A 15,754-nucleotide genomic window follows, 5' to 3' on the forward strand; every position below is an offset into this window, starting at 1 on the left:
ACACGACCGCATGCCGACCAGGCTTCCCGGCACACCTTACGCAATTCTAACGGGTACGGCCGGTGACGAATTCCGTCACCGGCCGCCCCGATATGGCGACTCAGGCGCGACTGGCCCGGATCGCCTCGAAAACATTCGGATCGACCAGCGTCGAGGTGTCGCCCAATTCGCGACCCTCCGCGACATCGCGCAGCAGTCGCCGCATGATCTTGCCGCTGCGGGTCTTGGGCAGTTCGGGTACCACGTGGATCTCGCGCGGCCGGGCGATCGGGCTGATCTCCCGCGACACCTCCGCCTTCAATTCGTCGATCAGCGCATCGCCGGTGTCCTTGGCTTCGGCCGTCAGGATCACGAAGGCGACGATGCCCTGTCCGGTGGTCGCATCGCTGGCGCCGACCACGGCGGCCTCGGCCACCCCGGAGTGCCCGACCAGCGCGGATTCGACCTCGGCGGTGGAGATGCGGTGCCCCGACACATTCATCACATCGTCGACTCGGCCGAGTACCCACAGGTCGCCGTCGGCATCGAGCTTGGCGCCGTCACCGGCGAAGTACCAGCCCTGTTCGGCGTAGCGCTCCCAGTAGGTGGCCCGGTACCGGTCCATATCGCCCCAGATGCCGCGCAGCATCGACGGCCACGGCTGATCGAGCACCAGATAGCCGTTGGCCTCGGTCTCGCCGAGTTCGACCGCCTTGCCCTCCTCGTCGACGACCTTCGCCGAAATACCGGGCAGCGGTGTCATCGCGGCGCCGGGCTTGGCGGCGGTGACGCCCGGCAGCGGGGAGATCATGATCGACCCCGTCTCGGTCTGCCACCAGGTGTCCACGATGGGCGCGGTGTTCGCGCCGATCACCTCGCGGTACCAGCGCCAGGCCTCCGGGTTGATCGGTTCGCCGACGCTGCCGAGTACCCGAATGCTGGACAGATCGTGGGCGGCCGGAATTTCCCTACCCCACTTCATGAATGTACGCACCAGCGTCGGAGCGGTGTAATAGATTGTGACGCCGTACTTTTCGACGATATTCCAATGCCGGTGCTCATCCGGGAAGTTCGGCGTGCCCTCGTAGACGACCTGGGTGGTCCGGTTCGACAGCGGTCCGTAGACGATGTAGGTGTGCCCGGTGACCCAGCCGATATCGGCGGTGCACCAGTAGATGTCCTGTCCGGCCTTGTGGTCGAAGACATTGTGGTGGGTGTAGGACGCCTGGGTCAGATATCCACCGCTCGTGTGCAGGATGCCCTTGGGCTTACCGGTGGTGCCGGAGGTGTAGAGGATGAACAGCGGATGTTCGGCGTCGAAGGCCTGCGCCTGATGTTCGGGGGAGGCCTGCGCGACGGTCTCGTGCCACCACAGATCGCGCCCTTCGGTCCACGGCACCTCGATATCGGTGCGGCGCACCACCAACACGTGTTCGACGCTGTGCGGCACATCGCCATTGGCATAAAGCGCCTCGTCGACGGCCTTCTTGAGCGATGCGGCCTTACCGCGACGCCACTGCCCGTCGGTGGTGATGATCAACCGGGCGCTCGCGTCGTCGACGCGCTGGCGCAATGCGGTGGGGGAGAAGCCCGCGAAGACCACCGAATGCGTCAGTCCGAGTCGGGCACAGGCCAGCATCGACACGATCGCCTCGGGAACCATCGGCATATAGATGGCGACCCGATCGCCCGCTTCGAGCCCGAGTTCGGTCAGATAGTTTGCGGCGCGGGAAACTTCGGCGAGGAGTTCGGCGTAGGTGATGTCGCGGGAGTCGCCCGGTTCGCCCTCCCAATGGATGGCGACCTGATCGCCGTGCCCGTCGAGCACATGGCGGTCCACGCAGTTGTAGGCGACATTGAGCTTGCCATCGACGAACCACTTCGCGACGGGCGCGTCACTCCAGTCGAGCACCTGCGTCCACGGCTGCTCCCAGTGCAGCCGCTCGGCCTGCTCGGCCCAGAACGCGTCGCGGTCCGCCGCGGCCCGCTGGTACAACGACGCGTCGGCATTCGCCGCCGCGGCGAATGCCGCGGTCGGCGGGTACGAGTCCCGGTGGTCGGTGGTTTCGGTCATCTCGTCTCTTCCTCAGGTAGCCCCGTGTGCTGGCAGTCGCAGTCGATTTCGACAGTAACCAACTGTGATCCGGCCCGCGCCTGCTGTGTCCAATGGGTTTCCATCGCGTCACCGCGGCCGGGTATCCTGCGCGATCCGCTGACAAACCGCGCCTCGGGTAGCTATCGTCATAGATCAACCAGCTCCGGATACCGGAAGCCCCAACGGAGGCATACTTCCGGCGGATGCCTGTCTTCTCCTTAATGTTTAGCGCGTTTCGGCAATGTTGCCGGATTGGTAACAAGTGGAACGAACCTCTGTCAATCCGGTGACAAGGCTGCTTCGAATAGCTAACGTCCGAGGCATTCCAAGGCGGATCGAGTCCGGGCAGATCCTCATGCGTCGACTCCGATCCCCTTTGCCTGTCTCGAAATCGGGAGAACGCGTTGAGATTCAACAGAGCTACAGCGTTGATCGCGGCGGTCCTGCTGGCCACAAGCCTGGGACTGTCCGCATGTTCGTCGAGCGATAGTGCCGACGCCGACATCGTCACCACGAACGGTGGTGAGCCGCAGAATCCGTTGGTGCCGACCAATACCAACGAGAATATGGGCGGTCGCGTCGTGGACCGGCTGTTCGCCGGTCTGAAGTACTACGACGGCAAGGGCGTTGCGCACGACGAGATGGCCGAGTCCATCAAGACGACCGACCGCAAGACCTACACGATCACCATCAAGCCGGACTGGAAGTTCACCGACGGCACCACGGTGACCGCGAAGTCGTTCGTCGACGCCTGGAACTACGGCGCGCTCGGCACCAACGGCCAGCTGCAGAGCTACGCGTTCACCCCGATCGTCGGATTCGATGAGGTGTCGGCGGAAAAGCCAACGGCACAAACGATGTCGGGGCTGAAGGTGGTCGACGACCGAACCTTCACCGTCCAGCTGAAGTCGCCATCGATCGACTTCGAGACCGAACTCGGCTACGCACCGTTCTATCCGCTGCCGGATGCGGCGTTCAAGGATATGAAGGCCTTCGGCGAGAACCCGATCGGCAACGGCCCGTACAAGTTCCAGACCTGGGAGCACAACGTCAAGATCGACCTGGTGCCCAACCCGGACTACAAGGGCGGACGCGCGCCCAAAAACAAGGGTCTGCGCTTCGTCATGTATCAGTCGTTCGATACCGCCTACTCCGATCTGCAGGCGGGCAATCTCGATACCCTCGACACGATCCCGGACAGCGCGCTGACTTCGTACAAGAAGGACCTCGGCGATCGCGCGATCCTGGACCCCTCCGCGCAGAACCAGCACATCGGTGTCCAAGCCAATGTTCCGCATTTCGGCGGTGAGGAAGGACTGCTGCGCCGCCGGGCGATCTCGATGGCGATCAACCGGCAGCAGATCTGCGACACCATCTTCAACGGCACCAAGATTCCGGCGCGCGACTTCACCTCGAGCACCCTGCCCGGATTCAACGGCAATCTGCCCGGCTCGGAGGTCTTGAAGTACAACCCCGAAGAGGCCAAGAAGATTTGGGCGCAGGCCGATGCCATTTCGCCGTGGTCGGGCCGTTACGAGATCGCCTACAACTCCGACGGCGGCCACCAGGCGTGGATCGAGGCCGTGGCCAACAGCATCAAGAACACCCTCGGTATCGATGCCGTCGGTGCGCCGTATCCGACGTTCAAGAACATCCGAGATCTGGTGAACCAGAAGACGATCGGCAAGGCGTTCCGCTACGGCTGGCAGGGCGACTACCCGACCATGCTGCAGTTCCTCACCTCGCAGTACTACAGCTACTCCGAGACCAATAACGTCGACTACAAGAGCCCCGAATTCGACCACCTGCTCGACGCCGCACTGGCCGCGCCGACCCTGGAGGAGTCGTACAAGATCGTGGCGCAGGCGCAGGCGTTGCTGATCAAGGATATGGCCGATATCCCCGTGCTCGATTATCTTGCCGCGGCGGGACGTTCGGACAAGGTGAAGAAGGCCGACCTGGCCTGGAATGGTCTGTTCGACTTCGAAAACATCGAGAAGTAGCCGCTCGGCGCGGTCGTGCCGCACATTCTGACGGCACGGCCGCGCCGCTCACCCAGGAGACGAAATGGCCTGGTATATCGTGCGGCGTCTGCTCCAAATGATCCCCGTCTTCCTCGGGGCGACGCTGCTCATCTATGCACTGGTCTTCTTAGTTCCGGGCGATCCGATCCACGCGCTGGCCGGGGACAAGCCGATGACGCCTGCCGTCGAGGCCCAGCTGCGTGCGCGCTATCACCTGGATCGTCCGTTCATCGTGCAGTATCTGCTATATCTGAAGGGCATTTTCACCCTCGACTTCGGGACGGCCTTTTCCGGCCGTCCGGTGCGCGACGAACTCGCCCGCGCATTCCCGATCACCATCAAATTGGCATTCATGGCGGTGCTCATCGAGGGCATCTTCGGCGTCGTCTTCGGTCTGATCGCGGGACTGCGCAAAGGTAAACTGTTCGACTCGACACTGCTGGTGGTCAGCCTGATCATCATCGCGGTGCCGATCTTCGTGATCGGCTTCCTCGCCCAGTTCGTACTGGGCGTCAAGTGGGGTATCGCGCCGGTGACCGTCACGGGTAAGGCGAGCGTCGGTGAATTGCTCGTGCCCGCATTCGTGCTCGGTTCACTGTCGTTCGCCTATGTGCTGCGGCTGACCCGAAACTCGGTGGCGGAGAACATGTCCGCCGATTACGTGCGCACCGCGACCGCGAAGGGGCTCAGTCGCCCACGCGTGGTCACCGTGCACATTCTGCGTAATTCGATGATTCCGGTGATCACCTTCCTCGGCGCCGATCTCGGTGCGTTGATCGGCGGCGCGGTCGTCACCGAGGGCATCTTCAATATTCCGGGGGTGGGTGGCACGCTGTACCAGGCGATTACCCGCGGTGAGCCGCCGACGGTGGTCTCGTTCGTGACCGTGCTCATCGTGATCTTCCTGATCTCGAATCTGATCATCGATCTGCTCTATGCCGCGCTCGACCCGAGGATCCGATATGCCTGAGCTGGAGAAGAAAGCTCGGGACCGGCAGCGGCATTTCGTCGCGCCGCCCGATGAAGTCGAGGTGCTCGCCACCGATCAGGTCGTCGATACCGGTTCGCCGACCAGCATCTGGCAGGACGCGTGGCGACAGTTGCGGCGCAATCCGATCTTCATCGTGGCCGCGGTGCTGATCGTCTTCATCGCCATCGTGGTGCTCTGGCCCGGCCTGTTCTCCGATCAGGATCCGCGCTACTGCAACGGCGATTTCAGCATGGATCCGCGCGGCCCTGGACACCCCTTCGGTTTCGATAAACAGGGCTGCGATGTCTACACCCGAACCGTTTACGGCGCACGTGCTTCCGTAATGGCCGGGTTGGGCGCCACCACGGTATTCCTGCTCGTCGGCGGCACGCTGGGGGCACTCGCGGGCTTCTATGGCGGACTGCTCGATTCGGTGGTATCGCGCATCGCGGAGATCTTCTACGCGATTCCGCTGATGCTGGCCGCGATCGTCATCATGCAGCTGCTCGATTCACGCACGATCTGGACCGTCATCCTGATCCTTGCCGCCTTCACCTGGCCACAGGCGGCACGGATCGCGCGCAGTGCCGTGATCGAGGCGAAGAACAGCGAATATGTCACGGCGGCAAAGGCATTGGGTGTGTCCCGAATACGCACGCTGCTGCGTCACGTGCTGCCGAATGCGGCCGGGCCGCTGATCGTGGTCACCACCATCTGGCTCGGCGCGTTCATCGTCACCGAGGCAACACTGTCCTACCTCGGTGTCGGCCTACCGCGCACGATCGTGTCCTGGGGCTCGGATATCAATACCAACCAGCACGAACTTCGCGGTGGCTCGCCGATTTTGTTCTATCCCGCAACGGCTCTGGCGCTGACCGTGCTGAGCTTCATCCTGCTCGGCGACGCGTTGCGGGACGCGCTCGATCCGAAGGCGAGGAAGAGGTGACCGCGGCGATGTCGGATAAACCATTGCTCGAGATCGAGGATCTCAACGTCTGCTTCTCCTCCGAGGGCAAGAAGATTCCGGCGGTGCGTGACGTCAGTCTGACGGTTTATCCGGGCCAGACCGTCGCCATCGTCGGCGAATCCGGATCCGGGAAATCCACGACCGCGCACAGCATTATCGACCTGCTGCCCGGCACCGGGCAGGTCACCTCCGGCTCGATCAGATTCGACGGCAAGGATCTGGCGAAGGCGTCCAAGAAGGAGGTCGTCGCGGTCCGTGGTAGCGGTATCGGATTGGTGCCGCAGGATCCGATGTCGAATCTGAATCCGGTGTGGAAGATCGGATTCCAGATCCGAGAGACCTTGGAGGCCAATGGCATTGCCAAGGGCAAGGCCGCCGCGCAGCGTGCGATCGAACTGCTGGAGGAAGCCGGTATGTCCGATGCGGCGCGGCGGGTGAACCAGTATCCGCACGAATTCTCCGGCGGTATGCGCCAGCGCGCGCTCATCGCCATCGGGTTGGCCTGCCGCCCCAAACTGCTGATCGCCGACGAGCCGACCTCGGCCCTCGACGTGACGGTGCAGCGGCAGATCCTCGACCATCTCGACGGACTCACCAGCGAACTCGGCACCGCGGTTCTGCTCATCACCCACGACCTCGGTTTGGCCGCCGAGCGCGCGGAGCACCTGGTGGTGATGTATCGCGGCAAGGTGGTGGAATCCGGTCCGGCACTGCAGATTCTGCGCGAACCGCAGCATCTGTACACCAAGAAGCTGGTGAATTCGGCTCCCTCGCTCGCCTCGCAGCGGTTGTCCTCGGTGCGTGAGCGTATAGCGGTGCGCGAACAGGCGGTTCAGGTCGCCGAGGAGGTCGCGGCGGGCGATAGCGAAATCGCCGCGGTCTCCGATGACGTTGTGGTCGCGCAGAATCTGACCAAGGCGTTCAAGATTCGGGGCAGTACACCGTGGAAGTCTACGGATTTCGTCGCGGTCGACGATGTGTCGTTCCGGTTGAAGCGCGGCACGACCACCGCCATCGTCGGCGAGTCGGGTTCGGGCAAATCAACTGTGGCACAGATGGTTCTGGGTCTGCTCGAACCGACCTCGGGTTCGGTGACCTTCGACGGCCGCGAAATAGCGAAACTGGATCGCAAGGGCGCGTTCGCTTTTCGCCGTCGCGTGCAGCCGATCTTCCAGGACCCGTACGGTTCGCTCGATCCGATGTACTCGATCTACCGCACCATCGAGGAACCGCTGCGCACGCATAAGATCGGCACCGCCAAGGAACGTGAGGCGACAGTGCGCGACCTGTTGGACAAGGTGTCGCTGCCGTCTTCGGTAATGCGCCGCTACCCCAATGAACTCTCCGGTGGTCAACGTCAGCGCGTCGCGGTGGCCCGTGCGCTCGCGCTATCCCCGGAGGTCGTGGTGTGCGACGAAGCGGTATCCGCGCTCGACGTCCTGGTCCAGGCGCAGATCCTCAAGCTGCTCAACGACTTACAAGCCGAGCTGGGCCTGTCCTATCTGTTCATCACCCATGACTTGGCCGTCGTTCGGCAAATCGCCGACGACGTCCTGGTCATGCAGACCGGCAGGATCATCGAAGCGGCCACCACCGACGAGGTCTTCCAGAACCCCGGGGAGGAGTACACCCGCCGCCTGCTCGACGCCATTCCCGGCCGGGACCTGCTGGCGGGCTGACCAGGGCTGATAGATACCTCGCTGACGCAACCTAGACGGAGCGAGCCTTACGAGCGACCCGTTCGCGGCCCGTCTCGCGTCCGAGCCGTCGAAGCGCATGCGACGAAGTCGCGAGTCTCTATGGCTCGGACGCGAGACACCAGGGGCCGCGAACACGCAGCGCCGAAGGCGCTGCAAAATGACACAGTGACCGATCCGCTACAGCCCCTCGTCGATCTGCCAGGTGTGCGCGACGCCGCCGATAGGGCGCGTGACGCGCTCGCCGCCGTGCATCGGCACAAGGCGAACCGGCGGGGCTGGCCGACCACGGCCGCCGAGGCGGCGGTGCGGGCCGCGCGCTCATCCGCCGCGATCGAGGGCGGCAGCACCGAGCTGCCCGCCGACGGCCGGGTCGCGGATCCGATCCTGGCCGGTTCGCTGCGGGTCGGACAGGCGCTCGATGGTGACGCGCTGCGGCATCTGGTCGGCACCTGGCAGCGCGCGCCGCTGCAGGCGCTGGCCCGGCTGCATCTGCTGGCCGCCGCCGATCTGGTGACCGATGAGGCGCTGCTCGGACGGCCGCGCGCTGACGGCGGCGTGGCCGAACGGCTCGACCTGCTGGTGCAGACCGTGCTCGGCTCCAAGGCGCCTGCGCCGGTCATCGCCGCGGTCGTACACGGCGAGTTACTGACATTGCGGCCGTTCGGTACGGCCGACGGCATCGTGGCGCGGGCCGCCTCGCGACTGGTTGCCGCGTCCAGTGGGCTGGACCCGCACAGCCTCGGTGTGCCGGAGGTGTTCTGGTTGCGGCGGCGTCAGCAGTATCTGGATGCGGCGACCGGATTCGGCTCGGGTGCTCCGGATGCGGTGGGCGGCTGGGTGATCCTGTGCTGCGGCGCCTTCGAAGACGGTGCGCGGGAGGCGACATCGATCGCCGACGCGGCATCCGGATAGGGGCCCACACACATCAAAGCGGGCGGCGTTGTCGTTGACGACCTCACCGCCCGCTAGCACGGATACCCGGTTACCAAGCGTGCTGGGTGGGTTGTGTTCTGCGGCCTCGGCGATTATCCGAACTCCGGCGGTTCATCCCCGCAACCTGTGCGAGGCCTTCGCCGTCGAAGACCCGGATCTCGCAGGCCCACAACGCTTCTGCCCTTGTCGCGGCGCGCTCCGCGTGGGTGCCTGGTGTCCGTGCTGGGAAGGGTGGGTCGGGGAGCTGAACCTTCTCTTCCGGTTCCGCTCTGGCCTTCCGTCCTTCCGTAGTTACATTTCTACACTGTGACTGCCCTCACATCAAGGCTTGGAAAAACATTCAATAAGCGGCTTGTCTACCGGAGTTTCGTGGTTAAATCCCTGGTCGCGGCGGCCTCGGTGTCATGTCGGCAAGCCCTCCGCCGCGCCCCCGAACAGCCCGCCCGTGCGACCCGAGCCGAGCAGCTATGCCTCAGCGGCGCCGGCGCAGCAGCCGGTAGCTGACCGCCCCGGCAAGCACCGCACTCAGCCCGACCGCCGCCGTCGCGGCAAGGGTGGTCGACGACGGACTCTGGAAACGCGCCCACAGCGAGACCGGGTTGGAGAAGGTGAGAATCGGCCAGCCCTTGGCCACCGCTTCACGACGCAGATTGCGATCCGGGTTCACCGCCGTCGGATGCCCCACCGCGTTCAGCATCGGCAGATCGGTCACGGAATCGGAGTAGGCATAACACCGCGAAAGGTCGTAACCTTCAGCAGCGGCGAGCTTTTCGATCGCGGTCACCTTACCCGCACCGTAGCAATAGAATTCGGCCTCGCCGGTGTAGCGGCCGTCCTCGACCACCATCCGGGTCGCCGCGGTATGCGAGGCACCGAGCACCTCGGCGATCGGGCCGACGATCTCCTCGCCCGAGGCCGAGACGATCACCACATCGTGTCCCCGGATCTTGTGGTCGGCAATGAGATCCGCGGCCTCGGCGTAGATCAGCGGGTCGACGAGTTCGTGAAGTGTCTCGGCCACAATGGATTTCACCTGCTCGACATCCCAGCCCGCGACCATATTCGTCAGATTGGCGCGCATGCGCTCCATCTGATCGTGGTCGGCGCCCGAGAGCATGAACAGGAAGTGGGCGTAACTGCTCTCCAGCACCGCGCGCCGGTTCAGCAGGCCCTGTGCGTAGAAGGGCTTACTGAACACGTAGGTGCTCGATTTCGCGATCACCGTCTTGTCGAGGTCGAAGAAGGCGGCCACGCGCTCACCCCCGGCGCTCGGTCGCTTCGTTGCCGTCACGTCCCGTGCCGTCTGGTCCGCGAGCTCTGTCTGGTCGCCATCGGCCGTCACCCGTTCAGAATATGCATGCCGCGGCGACGGTGTCCGACGGGTCGGTCGTCCGGTTGGTTCGGCGGGTTTGCCCCGCAGACGCCGGGCCGGTGGTGGCCATAAAGTTCTCCGACGACAGACTTGCGTTGTGGCCCGGGCTTGGGTGTAGTATTGCTGGCACCTGGACATAGTCCAGGCGCGTTCAGCCCGACCCCCCGGGGCTGAACCCGACGGCCCCAGCCTCCTCCCCCCCCGGCTGGGGCCGTCCTCTATTTCGGGGAAGGTTCCCACCGGATTCGGCCCTCCGGATTTATCCACACCCCCCGAGTTATCCACATTCGGCATATTGCATCTTCTGCCCCGCTTCGTCTTCGAGCAGGCTGACCTGCATGAATCTCGAAGCCGCTCCGGCACTCACGCCGCCACCCGCGCTCGTCCTCATCCAGGACACCCGGCTGCTCGACGAGGTACGCCGGGTCGCGGCGGCCGCGGAGCGCGAGCTCGACGAGCGCGCACTATCTGTCGGTCGGCACACCTGGGTTGCGGCACCTCTGGTGATCCTCGACACCGCGGCGGCCGAGAGCTGCGCGCGGGCCGGATATCTCCGGCGGATCGGCATCGTGCTGGTGACGGAGGGGGAACCCGGATTGGCCGATTGGCAGGCGGCCGCGGCAGTCGGTGCCGAGCGCGTCATCGCGCTGCCAGGTGCTGCGGTCGGACTTATCGAGAAGTTTGCTGAGCACGGCGAGTACCGCGTCGGCGACGGTGTCGTCGTCGCGATCGTCGGTGCGAGCGGCGGCGCGGGCGCCTCCACATTGGCCGCGGCGACCGGACTGCGATCCGCCGCCGAGCGGTTCCGGCGCGACACCGTGCTGGTCGACGGCGCACCCCTCGGCGGCGGCCTCGACCTGCTGCTCGGCATCGAAACGGGGGCCGGACTACGCTGGCCGGATCTGGTGATCGAGGACGGTCGGGTCTCCGCCGCCGCACTGCACAGCGCACTGCCCGCGGCCGCCCCGGGACTGGCGGTACTGTCCTGTGGCCGCGGCGGTGCCGGACGCTTGCCCGCCGAAATCGGCCCCGCCGCCGTCCGCGCTGTCATCGAAGCGGGCCGTGCCGCAGGCGATTTGGTGATATGCGACATCTCGGGCGAACGCGGCCCGCACGCCGACCAAATACTCGACGCGGCCGACCTCGTCGTCCTGGTCGTCCCCGCCCGCCTACGCGCCGTAGCCGCCGCCGAATCGGTCACCGCCCACATCGGTCGACGAAATCCCAACCAGGGCTTGATAGTCCGCGGCCCGGCACCCGGTGGACTCCGCGGTCCGGAGGTCGCCGAGGTCCTCGACCTCCCGCTACTAGCCGCCGTCCGAGCCCAACCCGGTCTGGCCGCCCGCCTGGAACGCGGCGGGCTCACCCTCCGCCGCGGGCCCCTCCGCGATGCCGCCGATGCCGTACTCGGGGTGCTCAGCGCCCCGGCTGGGCAGGGGCTGCGATGAGTGTGGTCACGTCCGAGCTGTCGCGCTGCGGATGCGGGACTCCAGTGTGTGGCGCCAGGCCGCGTAGGCGCGTGAAGTACGAGCTGCTGCAGCAGTTGTTGGATCGGCTCAGCGCTGCGGGCATGGAATTGCGGCGCGCGGTGCCGGGACGCGTGAAGCGGGTGAAATACATGCTGCTGCAGCGGTATCGGTGCGCCGCGCATGCAGTTCCGACGGTGTTCGCTCTTGGGCGGTCTGCGCTGTCAGGTGCGGTGCTCGGCATAGGGCGATCTGCGCTCTCGGGTCAAGCGTTCGGAGATGGGCGATCTGCGATTCCGAGCCAGCGGGCGATGCGCCGGATGTTCGGGGAGACCCTTGCCGTCGGTCCGGTGGGGAGGGATTCGCGGTGAGTGCGTTGGTGACGTCGGAGTTGTTGGACCGGGTGCGGGAGCGGCTGTCCGGGGCGTCGGGGGATTCGGATCCGGCGCAGGTCGCGGCGGCTATCCGGGCCGAGGCCGGTGGCGTGCTCGGTGACACCGATCTGCTGCGGGCATTGCGGCTGTTGCAGACCGAGATGACCGGGGCGGGGTTGTTGGAGCCGCTCCTGCAGGATCCGCGGGTCGCCGATGTACTGGTGACCGCGCCGGATGCGGTGTGGATCGATCGGGGGTGTGGGCTGGAACGAACCTCGGTCGTCTTCCCGGATGAGGCGGCGGTGCGTCGGCTGGCACAGCGGTTGGCGCTGTCGGCCGGGCGGCGGCTCGACGATGCGCAGCCGTGGGTGGACGGCAGATTATCCGGAAGGGAAGTGGCACTGGGGGATTCGTTCGGAGTTCGGCTGCACGCGGTATTGGCCCCGGTGGCGCACGGCGGCACCTGTCTGTCGCTCCGTGTGCTGCGTCCGGCAACCCAGGGACTGGATGCGCTCGCTGCGGCGGGTGCGGTACCCGCCGACGCGAAACTTCTACTGGAGCAGATCATTCGGGCCAGACTCGCCTTCCTGGTGGTCGGCGGAACCGGCGCGGGCAAGACAACGCTGCTGTCCGGCCTACTGGCCGAGGTCGCCGCCGACGAACGCATCATCTGCGTCGAGGACGCCGCCGAACTGGCTCCACCGCACCCGCACGTCGTGCGCCTGGTAGCGCGCACCGCGAACGTCGAGGGGGTCGGCGCGGTGACCGTCCGCGACCTGGTCCGGCAGGCCCTACGCATGCGCCCCGACCGAATCGTCGTCGGCGAGGTCCGCGGCGCCGAGGTAGTCGACCTGCTGACCGCCCTCAACACCGGCCACGACGGCGGCGCGGGCACAGTCCACGCGAACTCACCCCGCGAGGTCCCCGCCCGCCTGGAAGCCCTTGCCGCACTGGGCGGTATGGACCGAGCCGCCCTCCACAGTCAACTCGCCGCAGCCGTCCAAGTCGTCGTGCACGTCCACCGCCGACCCGATGGCTCCCGCGGCCTCCGTGAAATCGGCGTCGTAGAGCGCGACCCCCAAGGCCGCGTCACCATAACCGCCGCCTGGCGCGCCGACCGAGCCCCGATCCCCGCCGCCGCAACCCTCACCCGCCTACTCGACGAACGGCTCGACCGATGATCGCGGCGGCGATGCACTCGGGAATTGCTAGTCGGATGGCGCGGTCGCGAGGCCTGGTCGACGAACGGCTGGGTCGATGATCGCGGGATTGGTGTGTCTGGCGATCGGGATCTTGCTGGTGCCGCCGCCGAGTTCGCGGCGTCGGTTCGTCAGGCTGTTCACGGTGCCAGACAATGCTCGAAAGCTAGGGCGGGGCAGTGCGTTTCGAGTGGGGCTCGGTGTTGTCATCGTGGGGGCGTCGGCTGTTGGTATCGGGCTGTTGGTCGCGGCGGTGTTGGTTGGGGGAACGGTCGGTATTCGGGTGCGGCGGGCGAGTCGGGAGCGGCGGCGCAGTGCGGAGTGCGCCTATCTGTTGGACGCGCTCGAGGCCGTAATCGGGGAGCTGCGGGTTGGTGCGCATCCGAGTGCGGCGGCGGAGATTGCCGCGCAGGAGTCGCGCGGGGAGGCCGGACGTGCCTTCGCGGTGAGCGCGGCGCGCAGCAGGCTTGGCGGGTCCGGCGCGGATGGGTTGCGTGATCCCGATTCCATCGTCGACGCCGAACTCGCCAGGATTGCCGATGCTTGGCAGGTCGCCGAGCTCCACGGTCTCGCCCTCGCGGAGCTGCTCGCGGCCGCACGCATGGACTTATTGGGGCGCATCCGCTTTCGCACGCGCACGACTGCGGCGCTGGCTGGTGCGCGCGCCAGTGCGGCGGTCCTGGCGGTCCTCCCGCTCTTGGGTATCGGCCTCGGCCAATTGATGGGTGCTGCTCCGCTACACGTACTGCTGAGCCCGGGCGCCGGGACCGTGCTGCTGCCACTCGGCGCAGCACTGGCGTGCATCGGCTTGCTGTGGACCGACGCGATCACGCGAAAGGTCTTCGTGTGAAACAAATCTGTTGGATGCGGACAGTGAAGGAGTTCGGCGTGGCTGAAGTCGCCAGTGCGCCAGTGCTTTTGCTCGCGATGGCATTGGTCGTGTTGCCCGGACGAGTTGCGGTGAATCGGCGATTACGGGCATTACGAGCGGTTGGCCCGCAGCCGGTCGCCCCGGCATCTCCGCGCGGTGCCAACAGCGATCCGCTGGCCGTTGCCTCGGTGTTCGACCTGTTGGCCGCCTGCCTGCGAGCCGGGCTGCCGATGGCATCCGCAGCCCGCGCGGTGGCACCCAGCGCGCCGCCAGCCCTCGGCGCGGCATTGCGCAAGGCAGCCGACCTGCTGGCACTTGGCGCGGACGCGGCAACCGCCTGGGACCAGGCGGCCCGCGATGGCGCAGATCAACCGGGCGCCGAGGAGGTCGACGCACTGGCACGCATGGCCAGGCGCTCCGCCCGCTCCGGCGCCTCACTCGCCACAGCGATCGGCGAACTCGCCGAACAGCGCCGCAGCGGAGTAGAAGACGCGGCCGCCGCCCGCGCCGAACGCGCCGGAGTCCTGATAGGCGGCCCCCTGGGCCTCTGCTTCCTCCCAGCCTTCGTCTGCCTCGGCATCGTCCCCGTAGTAATAGGCCTCGCCAGCCGCGTTCTCGGAGGTGGACTGCTATGAGAACCGTGCAGCAGGGAAGTACCGCATCGCGAGCCACGGGGCCGCGAACGACCGAGCTAGGCACTGCCCGCCCGAACCGCACGGCTGCTACCGACACCACACCGCCATGCGCCACCGATCTGGGGATCACTGAGCGAGGCGCAACCCTGCTTCCTCCCGGCCTCTGTCTTGCTCGGCATCGTCACCCGCCTCTCCTGCCGCGTTCTGGGAGTTGGACTGCTGGCGCGGAGGTCGGGCATGCGTGGCGGGGAAGAGCGTGTCGGCGCGGAGTGGCCGCGCGGGCGGGAATGAGAGGGGAAGACGGTGCGAATGGGGATGATGCGCGATCGGGTAATGCGGAGGCTGGGGACCGTTGGCATGGAGGCGCGTGCTCGGCTGCTGCGGGTGTTGGTGGCCGACGACGGGATGAGTACGGCGGAGTATGCGATCGGCACTATCGCGGCCGCGGCGTTCGGGGCCGTGCTGTATGGGGTGGTGACCGGGGACAGCATTGTGAACGCGCTGACGAAGATCATCGACAAGGCGTTGAATACCGCGGTGTAGCGGCGGGTAGTTGTCGATTAAACTACTGCGGTACAACGCATCTCGGTGACGATCGGGGTGCGGTGACGGTTGAGGCGGCGATCGCGCTCGCTGCCATCGTGGTTGCGGTGGTGCTGTGCGTCGGTGTCTTGCTCGCGGCGTCGACGCAGGTGCGCTGTGTCGACGCCGCTCGCGAAGCGGCTCGGCTGGCTGCTCGCGGTGATCAAGCGAATGCGGTGTCGGCGGCGCGGCGGGTAGCTCCGCCGACCGCCGACATCTCGCTGCGCAGTGAGGGCGACCGGGTAGTCGCGGCGGTCTCCGCCCGGTCACCCCTGCTGCCCCTACTGGTCCTGCACGCCGAGGCCGTCGCCACCCGCGAGCCAGGAGCCGAGCCGTGACCCACAACGGTCGCCCGACGGCTCGCGACGTGCCGCCGGGCCCAACACAGAAGAAGTACAACGACGTGCCGTGCCAGCAAAGCGCGGCAGTAGTAAGAAAGCCGAGTGACCAAGCAATAGAAGCAGCCTCGCCGAACAGCCCACGCCGCCAACGGGGCGACCACAGCCGAACCGACATCGTCGACGGGCGAACCACACGTCCCTACCGCACTACTGCGGCCATCCGACTCGACCGCTGCTCCAGTGTGT

At 66.2% G+C, this 15,754-nt stretch carries 13 protein-coding genes; 11 read left to right on the forward strand and 2 right to left on the reverse strand.

The genetic code is table 11. The annotated features are described in order from the left end of the window. Nucleotides 1-100 precede the first annotated feature (100 nt). Nucleotides 101-2,053 (reverse strand): acetate--CoA ligase, encoded by a 1,953-nt coding sequence (gene acs / locus ACQP1T_RS02235; RefSeq protein ID WP_433758285.1) that lies wholly within the window; start codon nucleotides 2,051-2,053, stop codon nucleotides 101-103. 425 nt (nucleotides 2,054-2,478) lie between these two features. Between acs and ACQP1T_RS02240 the strand changes: the two genes are divergently transcribed. From ACQP1T_RS02240 to ACQP1T_RS02260, 5 genes are all read left to right on the forward strand, one after another. After that, nucleotides 2,479-4,077, forward strand: coding sequence for a peptide ABC transporter substrate-binding protein (locus ACQP1T_RS02240; RefSeq protein ID WP_433758286.1), 1,599 nt, complete (start codon nucleotides 2,479-2,481; stop codon nucleotides 4,075-4,077). A 64-nt stretch (nucleotides 4,078-4,141) separates the two neighbouring features. Then, nucleotides 4,142-5,068 carry an ABC transporter permease gene (locus tag ACQP1T_RS02245; RefSeq protein WP_433758287.1) on the forward strand — a complete coding sequence of 309 codons (927 nt, stop codon included), beginning with the start codon at nucleotides 4,142-4,144 and terminating at the stop codon, nucleotides 5,066-5,068. Further along, on the forward strand, nucleotides 5,061-6,014 hold the full coding sequence (locus ACQP1T_RS02250) for an ABC transporter permease (protein WP_397037668.1): 954 nt from the start codon (nucleotides 5,061-5,063) through the stop codon (nucleotides 6,012-6,014). Before ACQP1T_RS02245 ends, ACQP1T_RS02250 begins: the two co-directional genes overlap by 8 nt. Before the next feature lie 8 nt (nucleotides 6,015-6,022). Beyond that, the gene (locus tag ACQP1T_RS02255) at nucleotides 6,023-7,714 is read left to right on the forward strand and encodes a dipeptide ABC transporter ATP-binding protein (protein WP_433758289.1); all 1,692 of its coding nucleotides are present in this window, start codon (nucleotides 6,023-6,025) and stop codon (nucleotides 7,712-7,714) included. Nucleotides 7,715-7,900: 186 nt separating this feature from the next. Continuing rightward, entirely contained in the window at nucleotides 7,901-8,647 is a 747-nt protein-coding gene (locus ACQP1T_RS02260; protein WP_433758290.1) for an oxidoreductase, read from the forward strand. Between the two features lie 493 nt (nucleotides 8,648-9,140). Here ACQP1T_RS02260 and ACQP1T_RS02265 read toward each other — a convergent pair whose 3' ends face one another. Continuing rightward, nucleotides 9,141-10,010 (reverse strand): HAD family hydrolase, encoded by an 870-nt coding sequence (locus ACQP1T_RS02265; protein WP_433758291.1) that lies wholly within the window; start codon nucleotides 10,008-10,010, stop codon nucleotides 9,141-9,143. Nucleotides 10,011-10,378: 368 nt separating this feature from the next. On the opposite strand from ACQP1T_RS02265, the gene ssd reads away from it, so the two are divergent. The 6 genes from ssd (at nucleotide 10,379) to ACQP1T_RS02295 (ending at nucleotide 15,505) form a co-directional block, all read left to right on the forward strand. After that, nucleotides 10,379-11,488 (forward strand): septum site-determining protein Ssd, encoded by a 1,110-nt coding sequence (ssd, locus tag ACQP1T_RS02270; RefSeq protein WP_433758292.1) that lies wholly within the window; start codon nucleotides 10,379-10,381, stop codon nucleotides 11,486-11,488. Nucleotides 11,489-11,873: 385 nt separating this feature from the next. Further along, a complete protein-coding gene (locus tag ACQP1T_RS02275; RefSeq protein WP_433758293.1) occupies nucleotides 11,874-13,061 on the forward strand; it encodes a TadA family conjugal transfer-associated ATPase in 1,188 nt (395 codons plus the stop codon). 76 nt (nucleotides 13,062-13,137) lie between these two features. Beyond that, complete coding sequence (locus ACQP1T_RS02280) at nucleotides 13,138-13,929, forward strand: type II secretion system F family protein (RefSeq protein ID WP_433758294.1); 792 nt, start codon at nucleotides 13,138-13,140, stop codon at nucleotides 13,927-13,929. A 14-nt stretch (nucleotides 13,930-13,943) separates the two neighbouring features. Continuing rightward, nucleotides 13,944-14,585, forward strand: coding sequence for a type II secretion system F family protein (locus ACQP1T_RS02285; protein WP_433758295.1), 642 nt, complete (start codon nucleotides 13,944-13,946; stop codon nucleotides 14,583-14,585). Nucleotides 14,586-14,942: 357 nt separating this feature from the next. After that, nucleotides 14,943-15,128: a DUF4244 domain-containing protein gene (locus tag ACQP1T_RS02290; RefSeq protein WP_433758297.1), complete on the forward strand. Its 186-nt coding sequence runs from the start codon at nucleotides 14,943-14,945 to the stop codon at nucleotides 15,126-15,128. A gap of 62 nt (nucleotides 15,129-15,190) precedes the next feature. Then, the gene (locus tag ACQP1T_RS02295; RefSeq protein ID WP_433758298.1) at nucleotides 15,191-15,505 is read left to right on the forward strand and encodes a TadE family type IV pilus minor pilin; all 315 of its coding nucleotides are present in this window, start codon (nucleotides 15,191-15,193) and stop codon (nucleotides 15,503-15,505) included. Nucleotides 15,506-15,754: the final 249 nt, after the last annotated feature.

Source organism: Nocardia sp. CA-135398 (assembly GCF_050955845.1).
In the GTDB taxonomy this organism is placed as follows: Bacteria; Actinomycetota; Actinomycetes; order Mycobacteriales; family Mycobacteriaceae; genus Nocardia.